The following is a 24,619-nucleotide window of genomic DNA, read 5'->3' as shown; positions in this document are numbered from 1 at the left end:
TAGCGGTTCTGTGAAACTGAAAGTCACGGGTGGTGCAGCGCGTTCGCGCCGCCGGGGCTGGCGACCAGCGGCGCCGATGCCGTCCGATCGTCGCCCGCATACTCGCGGGTCTCATAATCGGACTCGAGATCGGCGACCGCGGCCGTGGCCGCCTCCTTCGTGGCGCCCGGCATGCTGGCACGCCGGCCGACACCCTCCAGGACGTGCTTGCCGATCAGGTCGCCGGCCGGCAGCTCGATCGGGTACTCCCCGTCGAAGCAGGCCATGCAGAGCCGGGACTTCGGCTGCTCGGTCGCCTGGACGAGCCCGTCCAGCGAGACGTAGCCGAGGCTGTCGGCGCCGATCGAGCGGCGGATCCCGTCGATCTCCAGGCCGTTGGCGATCAGCTCGGCCCGGGTGGCGAAGTCGATGCCGTAGAAGCACGGCCACTTCACCGGCGGCGAGGAGATCCGCACGTGCACCTCGAGGGCGCCGGCCTCACGCAGCATCCGGATCTGGGCGCGCTGGGTGTTCCCGCGGACGATCGAGTCGTCGACCACGACGATCCGCTTGCCGCGGACCACCTCGCGCAGCGGGTTCAGCTTCAGCCGGATGCCGAGCTGCCGGATGGTCTGCGACGGCTGGATGAAGGTGCGGCCGACATACGCGTTCTTCATGAAGCCGGCGCTGTACGGGATGCCGGAGGCTTCCGCATATCCGATAGCGGCGGGAATGCCGGACTCGGGCACGCCGATCACCAGGTCCGCCTCGACCGGGTGCTCCTTGGCCAGCTTGCGGCCGACCTCGACGCGGGCCGAGTAGATGTTGCGGCCGGCGATCGTGGTGTCCGGGCGGGCGAGATACACATACTCGAAGAGGCAGCCCTTGGGCTCCGGGGCGGCGAACCGGCTGGACCGCAGACCGTGCTCGTCTATCGCGATGATCTCGCCCGGCTCGACCTCACGGACGAAGCTGGCGCCGGTGATGTCCAGCGCGGCGGTCTCGCTCGCGACCACCCAGCCGCGCTCCATCCGGCCCAGCACCAGGGGCCGGACACCCTGCGGATCGCGAGCCGCGTACAGCGTGTGCTCGTCCATGAAGACGAAGCTGAAGGCGCCCCGCAGAGTCGGCAGCAGTTCGAGCGCCGCGGCCTCGACCGAAAGGTCGGGGCGACCGGCCAGGAGGGTGGTCACCAGGGCGGTGTCGGAGGTGGCGTCGCCCACCTCGAGGCCGCGGGCGGCGACCTCCTTGGCCAGCTCGGCGGTGTTGACCAGGTTGCCGTTGTGGGCCAGCGCGATCGTCGTGCCGGCCGGGGTCGCCCGGATGGTGGGCTGCGCGTTCTCCCAGTTGGAGCCGCCGGTCGTGGAGTAGCGCGCGTGGCCGATCGCGAGGTGGCCGCGCAGGCTGGCCAGGGTCGGCTCGTCGAAGACCTGGGAGACCAGGCCGATGTCCTTGTACACCACCACGCCGGAGCCGTCACTCACCGCGATGCCGGCTGCCTCCTGGCCGCGGTGCTGAAGTGCGTAGAGCCCGAAGTAGGTGAGTTTCGCGACCTCTTCCTCGGGGGCCCAGACGCCGAAGACGCCGCAGGCATCCTGGGGGCCGCGCTCCTGGGGGTCGAGATCGTCGGTCAATCGGCCGTCGCCTCGGGGCACCTGCTCGCTCCCTCATGTCAGGGTCTGCACGGACCGCGAACTCGCTGGTCCGTCCGACCGCCCAGTGTACGCGAGCCGGAGGGGAGGCGACCCGGGCTCATCGACCGATGAGCGGCAGGTACTCGGTGAGATCGGTCCGTACCCCACTGGCCCGGAGGCGCCCGTCGGCGACCGCGGACGGCCAGTCGAGACGCCCGGAAGCCAGGAGCAGCCAGGTCATCGGATCCGTTTCGACCACATTGGGCGGTGTGCCGCGGGTGTGCCGCGGACCGGCAACGCACTGAATCGCGCCGAAAGGTGGAATTCGCACCTCCACCGAACGGCCAGGCGCTCGGCGGGACAACTCGGTCAGCAGTGCTCGCACCGCGTCACGGAGCACCACGCGGCCGGGTTCGACACCCCGGTCCAGCGCGTCCAACGCCTCCGCCACCGAGTCGGAATTATTGTGCGCAGGTGACATGTCAGGACAATACGACCCGGCCTGCCGACAACGGCACACCGCCCTGGGTCGCGCGAGTGACGTATGACAAGGCATAGTTGCCGACGGTGTACACGTCGCGGGATCTCACCGGGCACCCGAAACCGGGAACCGCGCGACCGGAAGGCGGTGGACGTGACCACGCACCTACGAGCCCGGACGGCCCAGGCCGGTGCGTTCCTGGCGCTGGCCGCCGGCTTGGTGGCCGGTGTGCAATCTCCTGCCCTGGCTGACCCCCCAGAAATCCAGATCCAGCTCTCGAATACCGAGGTCGACTCTGGAAGTACTGTAACCATGCAGTACACCGTGCGTAACCCCGGGGGCCAGGACCAGCAGGGTGACAACCGGGCCTCCATCAAGGTCAGCGGCATGAGCTGCTCCGGTGAGTGCAGCCCCTCAGGCCAGCCGATTCAGCCCGAGGCCACCGCTGACTTCGACGCCACGCTCACCGCGCCGACCGTGAGCGCCGGGCAGAACCGGTCCGTCACGGTCACCGTGACCGCGACGCTCAACGGCGAGACCGGCACCGCCTCCGAGACGATCACCGTCAACGGGCCCGCGGCGCCGACCACCGTCCGCCAGGTCAGCGGCCGCATCAAGGACGACGGCGGCGCCCGGGTCTCCGGTGTGCAGGTGGCGATCCAGGACAGCGCGGGCCACTCGTACAGCACCACCACGGGCGGCGGCGGCGAATACTCGTTCAACTCGTCGGACTCCAAGCCGATCGCGGCCGGCTCGATCACGGTGGGCGCGGCCAAGGACGGCTACGAGTCCACCACGGTGAGGGTGGAGGGCACCGCCGGCCGGACCGTCAACGTGCCGCTGACCATCAAGAAGGTCGCCGCGGAGACCACCTCCCCGACCCCGGCCGCGAGCACCTCGACGAGTGCCGCGCCGGAGGAGGAGATCACCGAGGAGGAGCCCGGCGAGACCACGGCGCCGCTGCTCAACCAAGGGCTGGACAACACCTCCAACACCGAGGAAGAGGGCAGCAACTGGCTGCTCATCATCATGGGTGTGCTGCTCGTGGCCGCCGGTATCGGCGCCATGGCGCTGGTCTGGATGCGGCGTAAGAACGCGAACGAGCTCGGCTCGGACACCGGCCTCGGCAAGGCCGTCCCGGCGGCGGCCGGGGGCTTCGACGCCACCCGGGTGGCCGCGCCGGTCGGCGGTGGCCGCGGCGGCGACGCCACGATGGTCGCTCCGGCGGGCGGCATGGGTGCTCAGCGCGGCGGCAGCCTGGCCGACGCCCCCACGATGATCCACCGGCCGCCGGTCGAGGACGAGTTCCCGGACCCGTACGGCGCTCCGATGCCGGCCGGCGGTGGCTTCGCCGGCGGCGGTAACCAGTGGGGTGCCGACCAGGGCGGCGCCTACGGTGGCGCCACGCAGACCTACGGGCAGCAGGGCGGCGGTTACGGCGCGGCCGACCAGGGCGGCTACATCGAGGCCGGCCAGGGTGGCTACAACGACCCGGGCCAGCAGCGCTACGACGAGCACACCAACCTGTACCAGCCGGAGCAGCCGCAGCAGCCGCAGCGCTACGACGAGCACACCAACCTGTACCAGCCCGAGCCGGGCGGCTACCCGCAGCAGCAGGGTGGCGACTACGGTGTCGGCGGCTACGACCAGGGCGGTTACGACCAGCAGGGTGGCTACGGCGACCAGGGTGGCTGGGGCGGTCAGGAAGCCGGCGGTTACGACCAGCAGCAGGGTGGCTACGACCAGCAGCAGGGCGGCAACTACGGCGGAGGGTACGCCCAGCAGCAGGGCGGCTACCCGCAGCAGCAGCAGGGCGGCTACGACGACGGTGGCTACGACCAGCAGCAGGGCGGCAACTACGGTGGCTACGACCAACAGCAGGGTGGCTACGGCGACCAGCAGCGTGGCACGTACGGGAATCCTCGCCCGAACCGCGACTGGGACGGCAACTAAACCGGACGCATAGAAGAAGGGCCCCGCGCGGATCGCGCGGGGCCCTTCTTCTATGGCTTGCTCAGGCGTCGGCCGACGGGTTGATCGGCCCACCCGGCACCTGCGGGCTCAGCTCGAGCGTGACCGAGCGGACCGGGGCGGGCGCCTCAGCCTGCTCGGGCTGCTCGGCGGGCTCGGTGTCGGCGTGCCGGTTGACCAGCTCGGCGGTGCCGCCGAACAGGTTCCGCAGCGTCGACGACCAGACCTCGCGCAGCTCGTCCAGCGGGATGCTGAACTGGCCCTCCACCTGGAGCGCCGGCTCCTCGGAGGTGACACCGAGCGGGGTGACCGGCACGCCGTGCTCCGCCACGAGGGCGAGGAACGCCTTGTCGTGCCCGCGCGGCACGGCCACGAGCACGCGGCCCGCGGACTCGCTGAACAGGTGGACGAACGGCGAGTTGCCGTCCTCCGGGAAGGTCACCTTGGCGCCGATGCCGCGCCGCAGCGTGCTCTCCACCAGTACCTGCGCCAGACCACCGTCGGAGAGGTCGTGCGCCGCGCTGACCAGCCCGGACCGCGAGGCCTGGGCCATCACCTTGGCGAGCGCCTGCTCAGCCGCGAGGTCGACCTTCGGCGGACGGCCGCCGAGGTGGCTGTGGGTCACCCAGGCCCACTCCGAGCCGGACAGCTCCACGCGGGTCTCACCGAGCAGGAAGAGCAGGTCGCCGCCGGCCTTGGTGGGCGGCGGGAAGCCCATCGGGATGCGGCGGGACACGTCGTCGAAGACACCGAGCACGCCGACCACCGGGGTCGGGTGGATGGCAGCCGCGCCGGTCTGGTTGTAGAAGCTGACGTTGCCACCGGTGACCGGGGTGCCCAGCTCCAGGCAGCCGTCGGCGAGACCACGGCAGGCCTCGGAGAACTGCCACATCACGGTCGGATCCTCGGGGGAGCCGAAGTTGAGGCAGTCGGTGATCGCGACCGGCTCGGCGCCGGTGACGGCCACGTTCCGGTACGACTCGGCGAGCGCGAGCCTGGCGCCCTCGTACGGGTCGAGGCGGGCGAACCGCCCGTTCCCGTCGACGGACAGCGCGATCCCGAGCCCGGTCTCCTCGTCGATCCGCAGCACGCCGGAGTCCTCCGGCTGGGCCAGGATCGTGTTGCCGAGCACATACCGGTCGTACTGCTCGGTGACCCAGGTCTTGTCGCACAGGTTCGGCGAGCCGGCCATCCGCAGCAGGGTGGCGCGCAGCTCGTCGCCGGTCGACGGGCGGGGCAGCGTCTCGGCACGGTCGGCCTGGAGCAGCATCAGGTCGTTCGGCTCGCGGAACGGCCGGTTGTAGACCGGGCCGTCGTCGGCGAGCGAACCCGGCGGCACGTCCACGACGACGTGGTCGTTCCAGGTGATGTGCAGGCGGCCCGGGGTGCCGTCCTCGGCGGCCGCGGTGACCTCGCCGATGGCGGTGGCCCAGACGCCCCACTTCTCGGCGACCTTGAGCACCGCGTCCAGGTTCTCCGGCGTGACGATCAGGAGCATGCGCTCCTGGGACTCGCTGGCCAGGATCTCGGTCGGCGACATCGACGCCTCGCGCAGCGGGACCCGCTCCAGCCAGACCCGCATGCCGGTGCCGGCGGCCGCGGCGGTCTCGGTGAGGGCGCAGGTGAGGCCCGCGCCGCCGAGGTCCTGGATGCCGCTGACCAGGCCGGCGTCGTACAGCTCGAGGCAGCTCTCGATCAGGAGCTTCTCCATGAACGGGTCGCCGACCTGCACCGACGGGCGGCGCTGCTCGGCCTCCTCGTCGAAGGTCGCCGAGGCCAGCACGGAGACACCGCCGATGCCGTCCCGGCCGGTACGCGCGCCGAGGAGCACCACGATGTTGCCGGTGCCGGTGGCTTCCTTCTTCTGGAGCCGCTCGACCGGCAGGACACCGATCGACAGCGCGTTGACCAGCGGGTTGCCCTGGTAGCAGGGGTCGAAGACGATCTCGCCACCGATGTTGGGCAGGCCCAGGCAGTTGCCGTAGCCGCCGATGCCGGCCACCACGCCGGGCAGCACCCGGGCGGTGTCGGGGTGGTCGGCCGCACCGAAGCGCAGCGGGTCCATCACCGCGACCGGCCGGGCGCCCATGGCCAGGATGTCGCGGACGATGCCGCCGACACCGGTGGCCGCGCCCTGGTAGGGCTCCACGTAGCTGGGGTGGTTGTGCGACTCGACCTTGAAGGTGACCGCGATCTTCTCGGAGATCTGCACCACACCGGCGTTCTCACCGATGCCGGCCAGCATCCGGACGTTCTTCGGGGCCTTCTCGCTGAACTGCTTGAGGTGCACCTTGCTCGACTTGTACGAGCAGTGCTCACTCCACATGATCGAGTACATCGCCAGTTCGGAAGCGGTCGGCCGGCGGCCGAGGATCTCCCGGATCTTGGCGTACTCGTCGTCCTTCAGGCCCAGATCACCATAGGGCTGGAGGTCGTCCGGGGACTTCTCCGCCCGCTCGACGGTGTCGGGCTCGTCGGAGCCGGTGGCGAGCACGTCGGTCGCAGCGAAGCCACTCTGCTGCGTCGTCACTGTTGTCCCCCTGCGAGCTGACCGTCCTTCGCCAGGCTGCGCAGGACGGAGGTGAAGAAGCCGAGGCCGTCGAGCGACGGGCCGGTCAGCGCCTCCACGGCGTGTTCCGGGTGCGGCATGATGCCGACGACGTTGCCGGCCTCGTTGGTGATTCCGGCGATGTCACGCTGCGAGCCGTTCGGGTTGCCCTTGATGTAGCGGGCGATGACCCGGCCCTCGGCCTCGAGCGCGTCGAGCGTGTGCGTGTCCGCGACGAAGCAGCCTTCACCGTTCTTCACCGGGATCAGGATCTCCTGACCGGGGGTGAAGCCGTTGGTCCAGGCGGTGCCGGTGGCCTCGACCTTGAGCCACTGGTCGCGGTTGCGGAAGTGCAGGTGCTGGTTCCGGGTCAGCGCGCCGGGCAGCAGGTGCGCCTCGCAGAGGACCTGGAAACCGTTGCAGATGCCGAGCACGGGCAGACCGCCACGTGCCGCATCGATGATGGACTCCATCACCGGCGCGAACCGGGCGATGGCGCCGCAGCGCAGATAGTCGCCGTACGAGAACCCGCCGGGAAGGACGACCGCGTCGACCCCGTGCAGATCCGGGTCGCCGTGCCAGAGACGCACGGCCTCGGCCCCGGCGATCCGGGCGGCGCGGGCGGCGTCCCCGTCGTCCAGTGAGCCAGGGAAGGTGACCACACCGATCCGCATGGTCAGGCGACCTCCGCGCCCTCGACGAGGCGAACCTCGTAGTCCTCGATCACCGGGTTGGCGAGCAGCTTGTCGGCGATCTCCCGGGCCCGATCGAGGTCGGCCTCCCCGGTGAAATCGATCTCGATCCGACGACCGATGCGGACAGACGAGACATCGGTGACGCCGAGCCGGGGCAGCGCATTGGCCACCGCTTGACCCTGCGGGTCCAGGATCTCCGGCTTGAGCATGACGTCGACCACGACGCGAGCCACGGGCACTCCTGACTGATAGATGTAAGCAGCCCGAAGCCTACCTGGTAAGGCCTTGCGACGACCCACGGGTCGGTGTCGGCAGGCCGACCCGAGCGTCATTGAGCAGGCAAGGCGTGCCGGGCCCAGGGGCATCCCACAGTGATATGTATCAATTGGGCTGAGAGGCCGGCGGCACCGGCGACCTAGGTTTCATCCATCGAATTCGATTGGATCAATACGCGTACCTCGTCGACCCGATCCCCAGAAAGGAAACTCGACGTGCGCATTCGCCTTCTGGCCGCCGCCGCCGGTGTCATCGCGACCCTGGTCGCCCCCTCCGCCGCGCAGGCCGCCGACCCGGTCACCCCCTACATCATCGGCGGGAGCACGGTCTCCTCCGCGCCCTGGGCCGCGGCCGTCTTCAGCAACGGCAGCTTCACCTGCTCCGGCACGATCATCTCGGCCAACTACGTGCTCACCGCGCGGCACTGCGTCAGCGGGACGATGTCGGTACGCGTCGGCAGCGTGAACCGCACCTCCGGCGGCGTCACCCGGACCGTCTCGTCCAGCTCCACCCGGTACGACCTCGCGCTGCTGCGCCTGAGCAGCTCGGTGAGCACCAGCTACATGCCGCTGTCCAGCGCGTACCCGCCGGTCGGCTCCACCAACAGCATCTACGGCTGGGGCATGACCTGCTACTCCGGCTGCTCCGCGTCGACCACGCTGAAGACCGCCACGGTCTCGGTGACGTCGACCAACGCGACCGACGCCTACAACGGCCGGGCGATCGCCAGCACCCGCGTCAACGGCAACGCCTGGCGGGGCGACTCGGGTGGGCCGCAGGTCTACAACGGCGCCCAGGTGGGTGTCGCGTCGACCGCCGACGGCACGAGCCGGCAGTACTACGGCAGCGTCGCCTACAACCGGGCGTGGATCACCTCGGTGGCCGGCGTCTAGAAGAAGAGTGGTGCGGGGGCCCCCCGGCGCCCCCCCCCCCCCCCCGCCCCACGAGTGGCGCGGGGGCGGTCCCCCCCCCCCGGGGGGGCCGGGGTCTTTTATGAGGGGGGGGCGGGGCGCAGGGGGGCCCCCGCCCCACGACTTCGTCACAGGATGGGCGCGGGAGCGTACCCCGCCGCCTGGGGGTTTTGCGCCACGATCTCGCCGATCCGCGCGGCAACCGCCTGGACCTGCGCCGGCGCCGCGCCCACGAACGCGGCGCGGTCCGCGACCAGCGTGTCGATCTCGGCGCGCGAGAGCCGCAGGCGCTCGTCGGCGGCCAGCCGGTCGAACAGGTCGTTGACCGCGGCGCCCTTCTCCCGCATGGCCAGCGCCACGGCGACCGCGTGCTCCTTGATCACCTCGTGCGCGACCTCCCGGCCGACGCCCTTGCGCACCGCGGCGACCAGCACCTTCGTGGTGGCCAGGAAGGGCAGGAAGCGGTCCAGCTCCCGGGCGATCACCGCGGGGTACGCCCCGAACTCGTCGAGCACCGTGAGGAACGTCTGGAACAGCCCGTCGGTGGCGAAGAACGCGTCCGGCAGCGCGACCCGGCGCACCACGGAACAGGAGACGTCGCCCTCGTTCCACTGGTCGCCGGCCAGCTCGCCGGTCATCGACAGGTAGCCGCGGACGATCACCGCGAGGCCGTTTACCCGCTCCGAGGACCGGGTGTTCATCTTGTGCGGCATCGCCGAGGAGCCGACCTGGCCGGGCTTGAAGCCCTCCGTCACCAGCTCCTGGCCGACCATCAGCCGGATGGTGGTGGCCAGCGACGACGGGCCGGCGACGATCTGGGCCAGCGCCGAGACCACGTCGAAGTCCAGCGAGCGCGGGTAGACCTGGCCGACGCTGGACAGCACCCGGGCGAACCCGAGGTGCTCGGCGACCTTCTTCTCCAGCTCCGCGGCCTTGTCGAAGGAACCGTCGAAAAGGTCGAGCTGGTCGGCCGCGGTGCCGACCGGGCCCTTGATGCCACGCAGCGGGTAACGGTTGATCAGGTCGTCGAGACGCTCGTACGCGATCAGCAGCTCCTCCGCCGCCGAGGCGAACCGCTTGCCCAGCGTGGTCGCCTGCGCCGCGACGTTGTGCGAGCGACCGGTCAGCACCAGATCGGAGTGCTCGACGGCGAGCGCCGCGAGCCGGGACAGCGTGGCCACCACCCGGTCCCGGATCAGCTCGAGCGACGCCCGGATCTGGAGCTGTTCGACGTTCTCCGTGAGGTCGCGGGAGGTCATCCCCTTGTGGATCTGCTCGAACCCGGCCAGCTCGGAGAACTCCTCGATGCGGGCCTTCACGTCGTGCCGGGTGATCCGCTCACGGGCCGCGATCGACGCCAGGTCGACCCGGTCGAGAACCGCCTCGTACGCCTCGACGGCGCCCTCCGGAACGTCGACACCGAGATCACGCTGAGCCTTCAGGACCGCGAGCCACAGCTTGCGCTCCATCCGGATCTTCTCCTCCGGGGACCAGAGGGTGACGAGGTCGGCGGAGGCGTACCGGGCAGCGAGCACGTTCGGGATGGTCACGGCACTGATTCTTTCACGGGCTGGACGGCGTCTCCCGGCAGCCGGTGACGCAGGGTACGGACATCACGGCTGAGCAGCATCGCGGCGACGGACAGGAACATCAGCACCGCACACCCGATCAGGGTGGGCCGCAGCCCGGCCGCCTCGGCGATCGGGCCGACCAGGACCTCGCCGACCGGCATGGCCAGGAACGACCCGAGCATGTCGTACGAGTACACCCGCGCCAGCTTGTCGGCCGGCACGTGCTCCTGCATCGTGGTGTCCCAGGCGATGCCGAACTGCTCCAGCCCGATCCCGGCGATGAACCCGGTGACCAGCAGCACCGGCACGGTCGGCCGGACACCGAGGGCCAGCATCGGCAGGGCGAGCAGGCCGCACCCGAACGTCCCGAAGAGCAGCAGCCGCCGCACCCGCAACCGGATCGCCAGCAGCGCCCCGGCCACCATGCCGAGGGTCTGCGCGGCGAGGATCAGGCCCCACGCCGTCCGGCCGAAGGTCTGGTCGGCGACCACCGGGCCCAGCACGTTCGCCGAGCCGGACCACGCCACGTTGCCGATGCAGGCACAGGCCACCACCACCCACAGCCACTCGCGGGAGCGGAACTCGGTCCAGCCGCCACGCAGCTCGGTCAGGACGCCGGGCCGCACCGAAACCGGCCGGGAGGCCAGGCGGAGGAAGGCGAAACAGAGCGCCGAGACCGCGAAGGTGGCCGCGTCCACGGCGATGCCCCAGCCCGGCCCCACGATCGCGACCAGTACGCCGCCCAGCGGGGCGCCCACGATCATCGCGCCGTTGGAGCACATCCGGTTCAGCGCGTTGGCCTGCTGCCGGACGTCCTCCGGAACGGTCTGCGGCACCACCGCCGCGGTGGCCGGCAGAGCCAGGGCGGACACCACGCCGTTGACCGCCGAAACACCGACGAGCAGCGGGATGGTCGCGGAGCCGGTGAGCACCAGGGCGGCCACCACACCCTGGGTGACGGCTGCGGCGAGCCCGGCACCGACCAGCACCAGGCCGCGTGGCAGCCGGTCCGCCAGTACCCCGCCGAACAGCAGGAACAACACATTGGTCAGGGTCCGGACCCCCACGACGAGACCGAGGTCGCGGACCGAGCCGGTCAGGTCGAGGACGGCGAAGGAGAGGGCGATCGGCGCGATCGAGTTACCGAGTGCGTTGACGGTCCGCCCGGCCAGCAGGAGCCGGAAGTTACGGTGCCGCAAGGGGGCCAGCGCGCTCACTCCGGAACCCGCATCTCGAACATCGCCACGGTCGTGCTGGTGCGGACCGTGCCGGGGGTACGCGGCGGCTGAGCCACCTCGTGCAGCTCCAGCAGGGCGCCGGCGATCCGGTCCCGGATCTCCTTCCACTTCTCCGGATCGACCCAGAACTCGCCGTCGCCGAGCACGCCGGCACCGGACCAGTCGCCCTGGGCCGACCGGCGGATCAACTCGTTGGCGGCGGCCGGGTAGAGCGCCCGGCGATCCTCCGGGCCCGGCTTTCCGAAGCGCCCGGCGTCGTAGCGGTACCGCTTCGCCACCCCACCGCGGATCTTCTCCTCGCCGGCCACCGCGATCAGGCCGCCGGACTGGAGGTTGCGCAGGTGGTAGCTGGCGTTGGCGTGGGTGATCCCGAGCTCCCTGGCGATTTCGGCGGCGGTCAGCGCGGCCCCGGTGAGCAGGGACATGATCTGTAGGCGGACCGGATGGGCCAGCGCTCGGAGCGCGGCCGTGCCGCCGGACTCGGCATCTCCCAAAGACATGTTGGGGAGTCTATGTATTCGGAGGGGCAACTGTCCAACAGTTGTTTGAGAGTGGCACACTGCACGGGCTACCGGCATCCTCGCTAGGGCTACCGGTGGGTAGCCTGGCCGATCACCCGAAAGGACTACTGATGACGGATTTCAGCCCCGAGTCGCTCGCCGCGATCGGCCCGAAGGAGTTCACTCAGCTGGTCAAGTCCACCCCGGACTCGAAGATCGCCGAGGTGATGGCGTCCGACACCCGCACCAAGATCCTGGACGAGGTGTTCAACCGGATGCCCACGCTCTTCCGCGCGGAGCGGTCCGGGGACACCGCCGCCGTCATGCACTGGATCATCACGGGCGGGCCGAACGGCCAGGACACCTACGAGACGGTGATCGAGAACAAGACCTGCACCGTCACCAGCGAGCCGGTCCGCCAGCCCAGGCTGGCCATGACCATGGACGCGCTGACGTTCCTGAAGACGATCACCGGCGCCGGGAACCCGATGATGCTGTTCATGACCGGCAAGATCAAGGCGAAGGGCGACCTGAGCCTGGCCACCAGCATCCCGAAGCTCTTCGACATCCCGAAGGGCTGACCCTCACAGCAGGCCGTGGTCCCGGGCGTAGATCGCGGCCTGCGTCCGGTCCCGCAGGCCCAGCCTCGCGAGGATGTGCGAGACGTGGTTCTTGACCGTCCCCTCGCTCACGAAGAGCCGCACGGCGATCTCCCGGTTCGTCGCGCCCCCGGCGATCAGCCGCAGCACCGCGTGCTCCCGGTCGGTCAGGTCGGCGCGGGGGGTCGCTATCGGCTCCCCGCGGTCCAGGGCCGCCACCAGGCGCCGCACCACCGCGCTGTCGTGCTGGTCGACGCCGGACCGCGCCAGCCGCACGGCCCGGGCGAGATCCCGCGGCGGCAGATCCTTGAGCAGGTAGCCGCCCGTCCCGGCCCGCAGCGCCCGGATCACGTACTCCTCGTCGTCGAAGGTCGTCAGCATCAGCACTCGGCAGGCCGGCAGGCGCTCCCGAAGCAGTTCGGCGGCGCGAAGACCATCAAGAACCGGCATGCGTACGTCCATGAGCACCACGTCCGGAACCGTGGCCAGGGCGAGTTCCACCGCGGCACGGCCGTCCGCCGCGGTGCCGACCACCTCGATACCCGGCTCGATGCCCAGCAGTGAGGCGATGCCCTCCCGGATCAGCGCCTGGTCGTCGGCGATGAGAACCCGCACCGGGGCGTCGGCGGTCACCGGGTCCCCGCCGGGACACTCGCCACGATCCGGGTGCCGTGTCCGGGCCTCGACTCCACCCGTACGCTGCCGCCGAGAACGGCCAGGCGCTCGCGCATCCCGCTGAGCCCACCACCGACCGCGGTGTCCGGGGTGAAACCCTGGCCGTTGTCCTCCACCTCCAGGACCGCGCCGTCGTCACCGCGCCGGACCGCCACCCGGACCAGGTCGGCCCCGGCGTGCCGACGGGCGTTGGTGAGCGCCTCCTGGGCGACCCGGTAGAGCGCCTCCGACCCGGCCCGCCCCTGGTCGAGGTCCGCGTCGCCGACGTCGAGCACCACCCGGAAATCCGCGTCGTGCAGCCCTTCGACCAGCGCGAACAGAGCGGTGGCCAGAGAGAACGGCTCGGTTCGGAGGGCGCCGACCGACTCCCGTACCTCCCGGAGCGCCCGGCCCGCGGCCCGGTGGGCGTCCGCGACCGCCCGGTCAGCCACCTCCGGGTCGCGGTCCCGGAACGCCTCCGCCTTCGCCAACTGGACGCTGATCGCGGTCAGATGGTGGCCGACGCTGTCGTGGATGTCCCGGGCCAGCCGGTTGCGCTCGCTCGCCGCGCTCAGCTCGGCCACCCGCTGCTGCGTCGCGGTCAGCTCGGTCACCAGCCGCTCGGCCCGCAACCGGCTCCGCCGCTGCTCGGCCGCGACGGCCGCGGTGGCCACCGTCAGGACCAGGCCGATGAAGAGCATGAACAGATCGGAGACCACCTCGGGATCGGTCCAGCCGCCGGTCACGGTACCGGCCCGGGCCAGCGCGGCGGACAGGTAGAACACCGCCAGGCCGATCCCGGCGGCACGGCCCAGCCAGAGGTACGCGAAGAACGGCACCAGGACGAAGAGGGCCCGGGAGAAGCCGGCCTGATCGGCGGAGTTGACGGTCTCCAGCAGCACGATCCGGACCACCAGCAGGGCCACCGCCCAGCGCCGGGACCGGGGCCGCCGCCAGTCGACCTGCTCGACGGCCAGCAGTGCGACCAGGCCCCCCACGAAGACCGCCAGCTCGGCGCCGGACCAGTCCGGCGCCAGACCGGTGACGACGTAGTAGAGCCCGGTCAGCATCACCGCCCCGTAGAGCAGCGAGGCCATCCAGCGCAGCGGCGGTGCGTCGAGAGCCATACCGTCACGCTAGGTGGCCGGAGCATCCACGCCCATGCCCGGCGCTCAGGTTTGGCCATTCGTCATGTGCCGTCCGGCCGGCGACCGCCCGCCGCTCCTGGCCGCGCGGCACTGTCCCCGCTCCGGGCCGGCCGGGCACGGTATCGACGTCCGATACCGAAGGAGTCCGACAATGTCCGAACGGGATCTGTACCGTCTCGCCGCCCTGACCGGCCTGGCCGGCGGCGTCCTCACCCTGATCGCCGTCGCCCGCCGTGCCGGGCTGCTGCCGGAGAACGGGTTCACCCACGCCCTGGCCCCGCCGGCCTCCGCGCTGCTGCTGCTCACCCTCACCGCGCTCTACCTGTGCCAGCGGCGAGAGTCGGGCCGGCTGGGTCTGGCCGGTTTCGTGCTGAACCACCTCGGCCTGAGCGGGCTGTTCGCGGTCGAGTTCCTCACCCACGCGGTCCTGCAATACCAGGACGCCGCGACCCGGGAGGCCGTGCTCACCGGGCCGGGACGGCCGTACTTCCTGGTGGTGGCGCTGACCTTCCTGGCCGGGGTGCTGCTCTTCGGCGCCGCTTCCTGGCGTGCCGGGGTGCTGCCCCGGGCCGCCATCGCCCTGTACGTGCTCGGGCTGAGCGCCGCGGCCCTGCGAGCCGCGGCACCCGAGTGGCTCTACCTCTCCGGGCTGATCGCCGGCAGCCTGGGCGTGCTGTGGCTGTCCGTGGCCCTGCTGCGGGACGCCGGCCGGACAACGCTCGTCACAGCGTGATCCGGCCCTCGACAGCGCGCAGGGCGATGTCCGTGCGGTACTGCGCGCCGTCCAGCCGGACGCCCTCGACCAGGGCGTAGGCGGCCGCGCGGGCGGCGGGCAGGTCGGCGCCGGCCGCGGTGACGCTCAGCACCCGGCCGCCGGCCGAGACCAGCGCGCCGTCGGCGTTGCGGGCGGTGCCGGCGTGGATGACGCCCGGGCGCTCGGCCCCCTCGATGACGTCGCCGGTCCGCGGGACGCCGGGGTAGTTGTGACTCGCCACGACGATCGTGATCGCCGAGCCGTCCTTCCAGCGCAGCGGGCCGTGTTCGGCCAGGGTGCCGGTGGCGGCGGCGTTGAGCAGCCCGGCGAGCGGGGTGCCCAGCAGCTCCAGCACCACCTGGGTCTCCGGGTCGCCGAACCGGGCGTTGAACTCGATCACCTTCGGGCCGTCCGGGGTGAGCGCGAGTCCGACGTAGAGCAGGCCGGCGAACGGGGTGCCACGCTTGCGCATCTCGGCCAGGGTCGGCTCGACGGTCTCCCGCAGCACCCGCTCGGTGAGGTCGGCCGGCGCCCAGTCCAGCGGCGCGTACGCCCCCATGCCGCCGGTGTTCGGGCCCTCGTCGCCGTCGGCCAGCCGCTTGAAGTCCTGCGCCGGCATCAGCGGGGCGGCCGCCGTGCCGTCGGTGACCACGAAGAGCGAGACCTCCGGACCGGACAGGTACTCCTCGATGACGACCGTGCCGCACGCCTCGGCGTGGATCAGGGCCTCGTCGAGATCGTCGGTCACCACGACGCCCTTGCCCGCGGCCAGGCCGTCGTTCTTCACCACGTAGGGAGCGCCCAGCTCGGTGAGGGCGGCGCGGACCGCCTCCATGTCCGAGCAGGCGAAGGAACGCGCGGTCGGCACCCCGGCCGCGGTCATGACCTCCTTGGCGAACGTCTTCGAGCCCTCGAGCCGCGCGGCCGCGGCCGACGGACCGAAGCAGGCGATGCCCTTGGCCCGCACCGCGTCGGCCACACCGGCCACCAGCGGGGCCTCCGGGCCGACCACGACCAGGTCGGCGCTCAGCTCGACGGCGAGCGCCGCGACCGCGGCGGGATCAGTGACCTTGACCTCATGCAGCTCGGCGACCTGGGCGATGCCCGGGTTGCCCGGCGCGGCGGCCAGGAAGTCGACGGACGGGTCGGCGGAGAGCCCGACGGCAAGCGCGTGCTCGCGCCCACCGGAGCCGATCAGAAGTACGCGCACGACGGCCCATCCTACCTGCGTCACCGTCCAGTAAACTTCGGCAGTACCCGGGCTCCTCCAGGTACGACCTTGGGGAAAGGCAACACTCAAAGTGCCGGTGATCGTGTTGGTCGGCGCCCAGTGGGGCGACGAGGGCAAGGGCAAAGCCACGGACCTGCTGGGCGACCGGCTGGACTACGTGGTCAAGTTCAACGGTGGCAACAACGCGGGCCACACCGTCGTCATCGACGGCGAGAAGTACGCGCTCCACCTCCTTCCGAGCGGGATCCTCTCCCCGAACGTCGTACCGGTGATCGGCAACGGTGTCGTCGTCGATCTCAACGTGCTGTTCCAGGAGATCGACGGCCTGGAGGCCCGCGGCATCGACACCTCCCGGCTCCGGATCAGCGCGAACGCGCATGTCATCGCGTCGTACAACCGGACTCTCGACAAGGTCACCGAGCGGTTCCTCGGCTCGCGCCGGATCGGCACGACGGGCCGTGGCATCGGCCCCACCTACGCCGACAAGATGAACCGGATCGGCATCCGGGTGCAGGACCTCTTCGACGAGTCGATCCTGCGGCAGAAGGTCACGGCCGCGCTGGGCTTCAAGAACCAGGTGCTGTCGAAGATCTACAACCGGACCGGGGCGAAGGTCGACGACGTGGTCCGGGAGCTGCTCTCCTACGTCGACCGGCTGCGGCCCTATGTGGCCGACACCGCCCTGGAGCTGTCCCAGGCCATCGACGGCGGCAAGGTCGTGCTCTGCGAGGCCGGCCAGGCCACCCTGCTCGACGTGGACCACGGCACCTACCCGTTCGTGACCAGCTCGAACGCGACGTCCGGCGGCGCCTGCACCGGCTCGGGCATCCCGCCGACCCGGATCGACCGGGTGGTTGCCGTGCTCAAGGCGTTCACCTCCCGCGTCGGTGAGGGCCCGTTCCCGACCGAGCTGCACGACAAGTGGGGCGACTACCTGCGTGAGGTCGGTCACGAGTACGGCACCACCACCGGCCGCCCGCGCCGCATCGGCTGGCTGGACCTGGTGATCGGCCGCTACGCGCAGCGCATCAACGGGGTCACCGACTTCGCGATGACCAAGCTGGACAACTACGACGGGCTCGACGAGATCCCGGTCTGCGTGGCGTACGAGGTGAACGGCGTCCGGCACGACGAGATGCCGGTCAACCAGACCGACTTCCACCACGCGAAGCCGATCTTCGAGACGCTGCCCGGCTGGAAGCAGGACATCACCGGTTGCCGCAAGTTCGAGGACCTGCCCCAGGAGGCGCAGGACTTCGTCGAGTTCGTCGAGCAGCGGATCGGCGCGCGGATCTCGATCGTCGGCGTCGGTCCCGGCCGTGAGGCGGTCATCGAGCGGCACTCGGTGCTCGGCGGTAACTGACCGTGTACGACGTGGTGCTCCTCAGCCTGGCCGAGGGGTCGGGCGACGGCTGCGGTTCCGGGTGCGGCGGCTGTGCGTCCGCCTGCGCGACTCCGCGTACCCCCGTGCTGGCCTGCGCGGACGCGCTTCGTGAGGCCGGCGCCCGGGTGGAGACCGTGCTGGCCGGTTCGGATCAGGAGATCGACGCGGTGCTGGCCCGTTTCGACGGGCCCGCCCGGCCGGACGGTCTCGCCTGGCCGGACCCGGACACCAAGCTGCGGCTGGTGGTGGCGAGCGCCACCGACGGCCAGTTGCGCGCCGTCGTGCGCCGGCTGGTCCGGCGGTACGCTCCGCCGCCCAGCAGGCGCCCCTCCGATCTGGCGGCCGGCCGCACCGTGCCGGATCTCCCGCCGCTCGCGATCCTGCCGCTCGACCCGGGCAACTCCAGCGATCTGGCCGCTCAGCTCGGCCTTCCCCGGACCCCGGCCGAGGTGGCCGCGGCCGTGATGAACGGGCCGGTCCGCCGCCTCGACCTGCTGCGCAACGACGGCGGTTCGGTGACGCTGGACGGCGCTCTGCTCGGCGGTTCCGACGACGAGGGCCGGGCGGTGCCGTGGCGTGGCCGGGTCGAGGTCGACGACGCGCTGCTCACCGACGGTGAGGAGCCGGTGCTGGCCTGTGTGGTCGGCAACGCGGCCGGTTACGCCGAGTTCGACGGCCTGCGGCTGCTCGCCGAGGGCGACCCCACCGACGGGCGGGTCGAGGTCGCGGTGGCGGTCCCGGTCGTGGTCAAACAGCGTTTCAAGGGCACGAGGGTCCGGGTGGAGGTGCGCCGGGCGCGCGGCCGTGCGGTGTCCGTGCTGCCCCGCGAGGGCGACCTGCAGTTCCTCGACGACGGGGTGGCGGGTTCCACCAGCCGCAAGCGTTCGTGGTGGACCGAGGCGGGCGCCTGGGCGGTGTTCACGAGCTAGCACGATCCTTCTGGGCGACCCCGGTTCCGATGCGGAACCGGGGTCGCGCTGTTTCTCCGGTTTCTCGCCTATGTCGGGTTCCACGAGTCGTGACGGACCGAGCAAACGTATGTACGCAAACGTATGCGGTGCGCGGTACGGTCCCGGCAACCCGGCACTCGGGTCGGGGCTGACTCGACAGGAGGCACGTGGGATGAGGACCCGTCAGCGGTTGTCCCTCCTGACCGTCGCGGCCATGATCGGGGTCACCGGCTGCTCCCAGGGGACTGAGCCGACCGAATCCACGGCCGGGCAGAACGTGGCCGCCACGACCAGCTGCGCCGGTAAGGGCGAACTCACCATGTGGGAGCGCTCGGGTGGCAACAAGGACATGGTGGACATGCTGGTCGCGGCGTGGAACACGAAGAATCCCGACTGCAAGATCGCACTGACCTACATTCCGCACACCGAGATGGTCGGCAAGATCGCCCAGGGCATCGCCTCCGGGCAGGTTCCCGACCTGATGGGGATGGATCTGATCTACGCGCCCCAGTTCGAGAAGGCCGGCCAGCTCGTCGACCTCACCGACCGGATCCGCGCCTGGCCCGAGCTGGCGACCGCCAGCAGCGGGCACATGACGGTCGCGACGTACGACCAGCGGCTCTACGGCGTCCCGCTCTACGCCGACGTGTCGGCGCTCTTCTACAACAAGGACCTCTTCAAGCGAGCGGGCCTCGACCCGGCCGAGCCACCGGCCAGCCTGTCCGAGCTGCGGTCCTACGCCGACAGGATCACCGCGCTGGGCGGGGACGTGAAGGGCTACTACCTGCCGGGCAACTGCGCGGGCTGCAACATCTTCACGGTCGGGCCGCTGATGTGGGCCTCGGGCGCCAAGATCGAGGCGGCCGGCCCGGGTGACGAGCCGCTCGTCGGCGACGGCGTGAAGCAGGTGCTCCAGTTCGAGCGGGACATGGTCAGGGCCGGCAACGTCCACGACGGCGACCGGACCGAGAACGGCGAGACGTTCCACCTCCAGTTCGGCTCCGGCAAGGTCGGCATGATGGGCACCGGCAACTTCAACATCACGCTCGCCCGCCAGCAGAACCCCGGGATGGACTTCGGCATCTCCCTGCTGCCCGGCGTGGCGCCGAACTCCAGCGCCTCGTTCATCGGCGGCGACCTCGTCGTGGTGCCCAAGGGCAGCAAGCGGGTCAACGACGCGGTCAACTTCATGAAGTTCCTACTCTCCGACGACGTCCAGGTCGAGGTGTACGCGAAGGCGCTGAACCTGACCACGCGCAGCGACATGGTCGACAACAAGTACTTCCAGGCCGAACCGCTGGTCCAGGACGTGGCGAAGGCGCTGACCGTCGGCCGTACGCCGTACACGCTGACCTTCTTCGAGCAGATCAACTCGCCGCAGGGCCCCTGGCTCAAGATGCTCCAGCGCGCCTACTACTCCGACGACGACCTCGACACGGTCATCGCCGACGCCAAGAAGGAAATGAAGGAGATCGCCGCGAAGTCCTGACGGAGGGGAAAACCATGCAGGGTACGCGGCGGAACAGATGGACCGGCCTGGCGTACGTGGCCCCGGCACTGGTGTTCGTGCTGGTGTTCACGGTCTACCCGCTGGGCCGGATGATCTGGATGTCACTGCACGAGTGGTCGCTGATCGCCGAGCCGCACTTCATCGGCCTGGACAACTTCCGGCGGGCGTTCGGCGACGAGCAGTTCTGGACGTCGTTCCGGTTCACTCTGGAGTACACGGTCCTGATCACCCCGGTCCTCATCGTGGGCGGCTACCTGCTGGCCCTGCTGACCGCGCCACCGTCGCGGGTGCGCGCTGTCACCCGTACCGTGATATTCGTCCCTGTCGTCATCGGTCTAGGGGTTTCCAGCCTGCTCTGGTACTGGCTGTTCAGCACGAATTTCGGGGTGATCAACCGGATCCTGCTCGACCTCGGTGTCATCGACCGGCCGGTGCTCTGGCTCGGGGTGGACGCCGGCACGTCGAACTTCGCGATCAGCACGTCGGTGGTCTGGAAGGTGATCGGCTTCGGGATGATCCTGTTCGTCGGCGCGATCCAGGCCATCCCCACCGAGATCACCGAGTCGAGCCTGGTGGACGGCGCCGGTTACCGGCAGCGGCTCACCCGCGTGGTCCTGCCGCTCACCATGCGTACGGTCCTGCTGGTCACCCTGCTCAGCGTGATCGGCTCGCTGCTGGCGTTCGACCAGTTCTACATCATGACCGCCGGCCAACCGCAGAACGAGACGGCGACCTCGGTGTTCTTCGTCTATCTCAACTCGTTCCCGTACCTGAGGCTGGGTTACGGCGCCGCCCTGTCGCTGATCCTCGCGGTGACCATCCTGGCGTTCACCATCGTGCAGCTCGTGCTCACCCGCCGGAGCGAGTCGTGACCGCGCGCACCGGATACCTGGTGACGGCCGCCTGCGCCGCGATCAGCACGGTCATGCTGCTGCCGCTGGTCTACTCGATGCTGGCCTCGATCAAGCCGACCGCCGAGGCGGCCGCCACCCCACCGACCTACCTGCCGCACGGGGTGAGCCTGGACAGTTACCGGCGGCTCTGGGACTACCAGGAGGGTCTGCTCACCTATCTGGGCAACAGCTTCGGCACGGCGCTCCTGACGATCGTCTTCACGCTGCTGCTGACGGTGCCCGCCGGTTACGGGCTGTCACGCTTCCCGGTGCCCGGCCGCGAGGTGATCTTCGTGGTGCTCCTGCTCGCGCTGATCATTCCGTACCAGGCTCTGCTGACCCCGATGTTCCTGATGTTCGCCCGGGTCGGCCTGACCAACTCGCTGGTCGGGCTGGCCGTCCTGCACACCAGCATCCAGTTGCCGTTCAGCCTCTACATCCTGCGCAACACGTTCGCCGCGGTGCCGCGGGAGATCGAGGAGGCCGCCGTCATGGACGGGGCCGGCTCGCTGCAGATCCTGCTGCGGGTCTTCCTCCCGCCGACGGTGCCGGCCGTCGTCACCGTCACCCTGTTCGCCTTCATCACGTCCTGGAACGAGTTCCTCGGCGCGCTGGTGATGATGAGTTCGAGCGCGAAGTTCACCCTGCCCGTGATCCTGGCGACGGCCCGGACCGAGACCAGTCTCGGCGGCACCGACTGGGGCATGCTCCAGGCCGGCGTCACCATCTCGATCATCCCCTGCGTGCTCGTCTACCTGTTGCTCCAGCGGTACTACATGGCCGGTCTGATGAGCGGAGCCGTGAAATGAGCGTGTCAGTGGTGCAGCCGTCCCGGACCGCCTGGTCCCGGCTCCGTCCGTTCGGCGCCGAGCAGGTCGATCTGCGCACCGGCTTCTGGGCCGACCGGGTCCGGATCAACCGGGAACACACCATCCCGCACGGTCTCGACCAGCTCCGCCGCGCCGGGACGCTGGACAATCTGCGGCTCGCGGACGGGTACCGTGCCGCCGCCGACTCGACCGGGACCACCCTACCGTTCCTCGACTCCGATGTGTACAAGTGGCTCGAAGCGGTCGGGTGGGAGCTCGCCCGCGGACCCGACCCGGGCCTGGCCGCGTCCGCCGACGAGGTGATCGCCCTGGTCACCGCCACACAGCGGGCCGACGGCTATCTGAACAGCTACGTCCAGGCCGGCGACGGCGAGCCGTACCGTGACCTGTCCTGGGGCCACGAGCTCTACTGCCTCGGGCACCTGATCCAGGCCGCGGTGGCCTGGCATCGCGCGCTCGGCGACGACCGGCTGCTCGACGTCGCGATCCGGGCCGCCGACCACCTGCCCGGACCGCTCGTCGACGGCCATCCCAACATCGAGATGGCGCTGGTGGAGCTCGCGCGGGTGACCGGGGACCGGCGCCGTCTGACGACGGCCGCCCGGATGCTCGAACTGCGTGGTCACGGCACGCTGCCCGGCGCGCGGTTCGGCGCCGGTTACTGGCAGGACCATGAGCCGGTACGCGACGCGGCCACCGTCGCCGGCCATGCCGTCCGGCAGCTCTACCTGGACTGCGGCGCCGTCGACGTGGCCGTCGAACTCGGCGACGACCGGCTGCTCGGCGCGGTCCGGCGGCGATGGGACGACATGATCCGGACCCGCACGTACCTCACCGGGGGACTCGGCAGCCGGCACCGCGACGAGGCCTTCGGCGATCCTTACGAGCTGCCACCGGACCGGGCGTACGCCGAGACCTGCGCGGCCATCGCCAGCGTCATGCTCGCCTGGCGCCTGCTGCTGGCCACCGGCGAGGCCGGGTACGCCGACGCGATCGAGCGGACCATGTACAACGGTGTCCTGCCCGGCATCTCGCTCACCGGAACCCGGTTCTTCTACACCAACCCGCTGCAACGCCGTACCCACCGCGTGCTCGACGGAGCCGGGCCACGGCTGCCCTGGTATCCGTGCGCCTGCTGCCCGCCCAACCTGATGCGCCTGCTCAGCACGTGGCAGCAGTACCTGGCGACCGGTGACGACAGCGGCATCCAGGTGCACCAGTACGCCGCGGCCGAGGTGCGAACCGAACTGCCGTCCGGCCCGGCCCGGCTGCGGATCGACACCGGCTACCCCTGGGACGGCCGCATCGTCCTGTCCCTGCTGGAGACGCCGGCGGAGCCGTGGACCCTGTCCCTGCGGGTGCCCCGATGGTGCCGGACGGCGACCCTGACCGGGCCGGACGGCACCCTCGCGGTCGGCGCCGGGATGGTCAAGCGGCACCGGCGGTGGCAGCCCGGTGACGTCGTCGAACTGAGCCTCGACCTGCCGGCCCGGATCACCGAGCCGGACCCGCGGATCGACGCGGTACGCGGGTGCGTGGCGGTGGAACGGGGCCCGCTCGTCTACTGCATCGAGACCGCGGACGCGCCCGGGCGTACCGAGATCGAGGAGTTGATCTGGGATCCGAGCCGGGAGCCGGACGTGCAGCCGCGGCCCGACGTCGCCGAGGCGATGATCGGCGTCACCGTCCCGGTGCTCCGCCGCCGGTCCGGTGCGCCGGCGACAGCCGGAGCCATCCCCTATTTCGCGTGGGCCAACCGCGAACCGGGCGCCATGCGGGTCTGGATCCCCCGATGATCAGGGCCGCTCCGGCGGCGCGGTGGAGTCCCGCACGACCAGCGGCAACTGGAAGACGGTCACGTCCGGCTCGCGGCCACCCGACGGATCCCGGGCCAGCGACACCGCCCGGGCCACGCCGAAGCCGACGATCTCCGCGATCGGCATCCGCAGCGTGGTGAGCGCGGGCACGGTGTGCGACGCGATGAGGATGTCGTCGAAACCGACCACCGACAGCCGGCCGGGCACCGGGATGCCGAGACCGTGCGCGGCATGCAGCGCGCCCACTCCCACCAGGTCGGTGGAGGCGGCCACCGCGGTCGGCGGCTCCGGCAGGCTCATCAGGTCGGTCAGCGCAGACTCGCCGCCGTCCAGGGTGCCGGGACAGCGCCGCAGATAGCCGGAGGGGACACCGCCGAACCGCTCCCGCATGAAATCGGCGTACGCCTCCTCGCGGATGCGGTACTCGTTGGGCAACTCCGCGCTGAGGAACCCGATCCGCCGGTGCCCCAGCGACGCGAGATGCTCCAGCCCCGCCCGCACACCCGCCCGGTCGTCCGGGTTGACGGCCGGGAACTCGAGCGGGCTCACGCCCTGCCACAGCCCCACCACCGGCACCGACGATCCGCGCAGGTCGTCGAGGAACTCCGGGTACGCCTGCATGTCACCGAGCAGGATGATCGCGTCCGTGTGCCGGGTCTCCAGCACGGTGGTGAGCGGGGTTCCGGCGTCCAGCCGCCCGTGGACGTGGCCCAGCACCACGTGGTAACCGTGCGCCATCGACTCGACGACCAGCGCCTCGATGACCCCGGCGTAGAAGACGTCACTGAAGTCCCGGACGACCGCGCCGATCAGGTTGGTCGACGCGCCGCGCAGCCCCCGGGCCAGCGGATTGGGCCGGTAACCCAGCTCCCGTGCCGCCCGGATCACCCGCTCCCGGGTCTCCGGGGCGATCGGCACCCGGGTGGGCGCGTTGTTGAGCACCCGTGACACGGTGCTCTGCGAAACCCCGGAGGCGGCCGCGATGTCCCGCATCGTGACCACGGAACGCGGGGACGGTGGCATCGCAGCGAGCGTAACACCGGCC

22 protein-coding genes are annotated in these 24,619 nt (G+C 70.7%); 10 read left to right on the top strand and 12 right to left on the bottom strand.

Translation table 11 applies throughout. The features are described 5' to 3' along the window. Nucleotides 1-23: 23 nt before the first annotated feature. Together purF and KZ829_RS31120 are read right to left on the bottom strand one after the other, a co-directional pair. Nucleotides 24-1,634, bottom strand: coding sequence for an amidophosphoribosyltransferase (gene purF / locus KZ829_RS31125; RefSeq protein ID WP_220147421.1), 1,611 nt, complete (start codon nt 1,632-1,634; stop codon nt 24-26). 97 nt (nt 1,635-1,731) lie between these two features. After that, complete coding sequence (locus KZ829_RS31120) at nt 1,732-2,094, bottom strand: sterol carrier family protein (protein WP_220147420.1); 363 nt, start codon at nt 2,092-2,094, stop codon at nt 1,732-1,734. 312 nt (nt 2,095-2,406) lie between these two features. Here KZ829_RS31120 and KZ829_RS31115 point away from each other — a divergent pair, with 312 nt between their 5' ends. Beyond that, nucleotides 2,407-4,047 (top strand): carboxypeptidase-like regulatory domain-containing protein, encoded by a 1,641-nt coding sequence (locus tag KZ829_RS31115; RefSeq protein ID WP_220147419.1) that lies wholly within the window; start codon nt 2,407-2,409, stop codon nt 4,045-4,047. 61 nt (nt 4,048-4,108) lie between these two features. Here the strand turns inward: KZ829_RS31115 and purL are convergent, their stop codons facing one another. Genes purL through purS form a run of 3 tightly spaced genes read right to left on the bottom strand, consistent with a single transcriptional unit; the run spans nt 4,109 to nt 7,541 of the window. Then, nucleotides 4,109-6,559, bottom strand: coding sequence for a phosphoribosylformylglycinamidine synthase subunit PurL (gene purL, locus KZ829_RS31110; protein WP_308285735.1), 2,451 nt, complete (start codon nt 6,557-6,559; stop codon nt 4,109-4,111). Between the two features lie 32 nt (nt 6,560-6,591). Next, nucleotides 6,592-7,293 carry a phosphoribosylformylglycinamidine synthase subunit PurQ gene (gene purQ, locus KZ829_RS31105; protein WP_183225843.1) on the bottom strand — a complete coding sequence of 234 codons (702 nt, stop codon included), beginning with the start codon at nt 7,291-7,293 and terminating at the stop codon, nt 6,592-6,594. After that, on the bottom strand, nt 7,290-7,541 hold the full coding sequence (purS, locus tag KZ829_RS31100) for a phosphoribosylformylglycinamidine synthase subunit PurS (RefSeq protein ID WP_183225724.1): 252 nt from the start codon (nt 7,539-7,541) through the stop codon (nt 7,290-7,292). The genes purQ and purS overlap by 4 nt, the downstream gene beginning before the upstream one ends. A 258-nt stretch (nt 7,542-7,799) precedes the next feature. On the opposite strand from purS, the gene KZ829_RS31095 reads away from it, so the two are divergent. Next, nucleotides 7,800-8,477, top strand: coding sequence for a S1 family peptidase (locus tag KZ829_RS31095; protein ID WP_220147417.1), 678 nt, complete (start codon nt 7,800-7,802; stop codon nt 8,475-8,477). A 146-nt stretch (nt 8,478-8,623) separates the two neighbouring features. Here the strand turns inward: KZ829_RS31095 and purB are convergent, their stop codons facing one another. From purB to KZ829_RS31080, 3 genes are read right to left on the bottom strand one after another with little or no spacing between them, the layout of a single operon-like run. Continuing rightward, nucleotides 8,624-10,045: an adenylosuccinate lyase gene (purB, locus tag KZ829_RS31090; protein WP_372453920.1), complete on the bottom strand. Its 1,422-nt coding sequence runs from the start codon at nt 10,043-10,045 to the stop codon at nt 8,624-8,626. Then, entirely contained in the window at nt 10,042-11,283 is a 1,242-nt protein-coding gene (locus tag KZ829_RS31085) for an MFS transporter (protein WP_220147416.1), read from the bottom strand. The genes purB and KZ829_RS31085 overlap by 4 nt, the downstream gene beginning before the upstream one ends. Continuing rightward, on the bottom strand, nt 11,280-11,804 hold the full coding sequence (locus tag KZ829_RS31080) for an ArsR/SmtB family transcription factor (RefSeq protein WP_220147415.1): 525 nt from the start codon (nt 11,802-11,804) through the stop codon (nt 11,280-11,282). Before KZ829_RS31080 ends, KZ829_RS31085 begins: the two co-directional genes overlap by 4 nt. Nucleotides 11,805-11,935: 131 nt before the next feature. Between KZ829_RS31080 and KZ829_RS31075 the strand changes: the two genes are divergently transcribed. Then, nucleotides 11,936-12,385 carry an SCP2 sterol-binding domain-containing protein gene (locus tag KZ829_RS31075; RefSeq protein ID WP_220147414.1) on the top strand — a complete coding sequence of 150 codons (450 nt, stop codon included), beginning with the start codon at nt 11,936-11,938 and terminating at the stop codon, nt 12,383-12,385. Nucleotides 12,386-12,388: 3 nt separating this feature from the next. On the opposite strand, the gene KZ829_RS31070 is transcribed toward KZ829_RS31075, so the two are convergent. Continuing rightward, nucleotides 12,389-13,036 (bottom strand): response regulator, encoded by a 648-nt coding sequence (locus KZ829_RS31070; protein ID WP_220147413.1) that lies wholly within the window; start codon nt 13,034-13,036, stop codon nt 12,389-12,391. Next, nucleotides 13,033-14,184 (bottom strand): sensor histidine kinase, encoded by a 1,152-nt coding sequence (locus KZ829_RS31065; RefSeq protein ID WP_220147412.1) that lies wholly within the window; start codon nt 14,182-14,184, stop codon nt 13,033-13,035. Before KZ829_RS31065 ends, KZ829_RS31070 begins: the two co-directional genes overlap by 4 nt. Nucleotides 14,185-14,356: 172 nt before the next feature. Between KZ829_RS31065 and KZ829_RS31060 the strand changes: the two genes are divergently transcribed. Beyond that, nucleotides 14,357-14,938, top strand: coding sequence for a hypothetical protein (locus KZ829_RS31060; RefSeq protein WP_220147411.1), 582 nt, complete (start codon nt 14,357-14,359; stop codon nt 14,936-14,938). Here the strand turns inward: KZ829_RS31060 and purD are convergent. Then, entirely contained in the window at nt 14,928-16,169 is a 1,242-nt protein-coding gene (gene purD / locus KZ829_RS31055) for a phosphoribosylamine--glycine ligase (protein ID WP_220147410.1), read from the bottom strand. The genes KZ829_RS31060 and purD overlap by 11 nt on opposite strands. A gap of 91 nt (nt 16,170-16,260) precedes the next feature. On the opposite strand from purD, the gene KZ829_RS31050 reads away from it, so the two are divergent. The 6 genes from KZ829_RS31050 (at nt 16,261) to KZ829_RS31025 (ending at nt 23,553) form a co-directional block, all read left to right on the top strand. Continuing rightward, nucleotides 16,261-17,553 (top strand): adenylosuccinate synthase, encoded by a 1,293-nt coding sequence (locus KZ829_RS31050; protein ID WP_204296663.1) that lies wholly within the window; start codon nt 16,261-16,263, stop codon nt 17,551-17,553. 2 nt (nt 17,554-17,555) lie between these two features. Next, the gene (locus tag KZ829_RS31045) at nt 17,556-18,503 is read left to right on the top strand and encodes a diacylglycerol kinase family protein (RefSeq protein WP_220147409.1); all 948 of its coding nucleotides are present in this window, start codon (nt 17,556-17,558) and stop codon (nt 18,501-18,503) included. 193 nt (nt 18,504-18,696) lie between these two features. After that, nucleotides 18,697-20,013 carry an ABC transporter substrate-binding protein gene (locus tag KZ829_RS31040; protein ID WP_246636539.1) on the top strand — a complete coding sequence of 439 codons (1,317 nt, stop codon included), beginning with the start codon at nt 18,697-18,699 and terminating at the stop codon, nt 20,011-20,013. A gap of 14 nt (nt 20,014-20,027) precedes the next feature. Continuing rightward, nucleotides 20,028-20,906, top strand: coding sequence for a carbohydrate ABC transporter permease (locus KZ829_RS31035; RefSeq protein WP_220147408.1), 879 nt, complete (start codon nt 20,028-20,030; stop codon nt 20,904-20,906). After that, nucleotides 20,903-21,736: a carbohydrate ABC transporter permease gene (locus KZ829_RS31030; protein ID WP_308285733.1), complete on the top strand. Its 834-nt coding sequence runs from the start codon at nt 20,903-20,905 to the stop codon at nt 21,734-21,736. The genes KZ829_RS31035 and KZ829_RS31030 overlap by 4 nt, the downstream gene beginning before the upstream one ends. Continuing rightward, on the top strand, nt 21,733-23,553 hold the full coding sequence (locus tag KZ829_RS31025) for a glycoside hydrolase family 127 protein (protein WP_220147407.1): 1,821 nt from the start codon (nt 21,733-21,735) through the stop codon (nt 23,551-23,553). Before KZ829_RS31030 ends, KZ829_RS31025 begins: the two co-directional genes overlap by 4 nt. On the opposite strand, the gene KZ829_RS31020 is transcribed toward KZ829_RS31025, so the two are convergent. Next, complete coding sequence (locus KZ829_RS31020) at nt 23,554-24,597, bottom strand: LacI family DNA-binding transcriptional regulator (protein WP_220147406.1); 1,044 nt, start codon at nt 24,595-24,597, stop codon at nt 23,554-23,556. Between the last annotated feature and the right edge of the window lie 22 nt (nt 24,598-24,619).

Origin of the sequence: Actinoplanes hulinensis (assembly GCF_019429605.1) — a bacterium.
GTDB lineage: Bacteria > Actinomycetota > Actinomycetes > Mycobacteriales > Micromonosporaceae > Actinoplanes > Actinoplanes campanulatus.
Note: the sequence above shows the minus strand (reverse complement) of the source record. Positions and strands in the feature narration are given on the sequence as shown.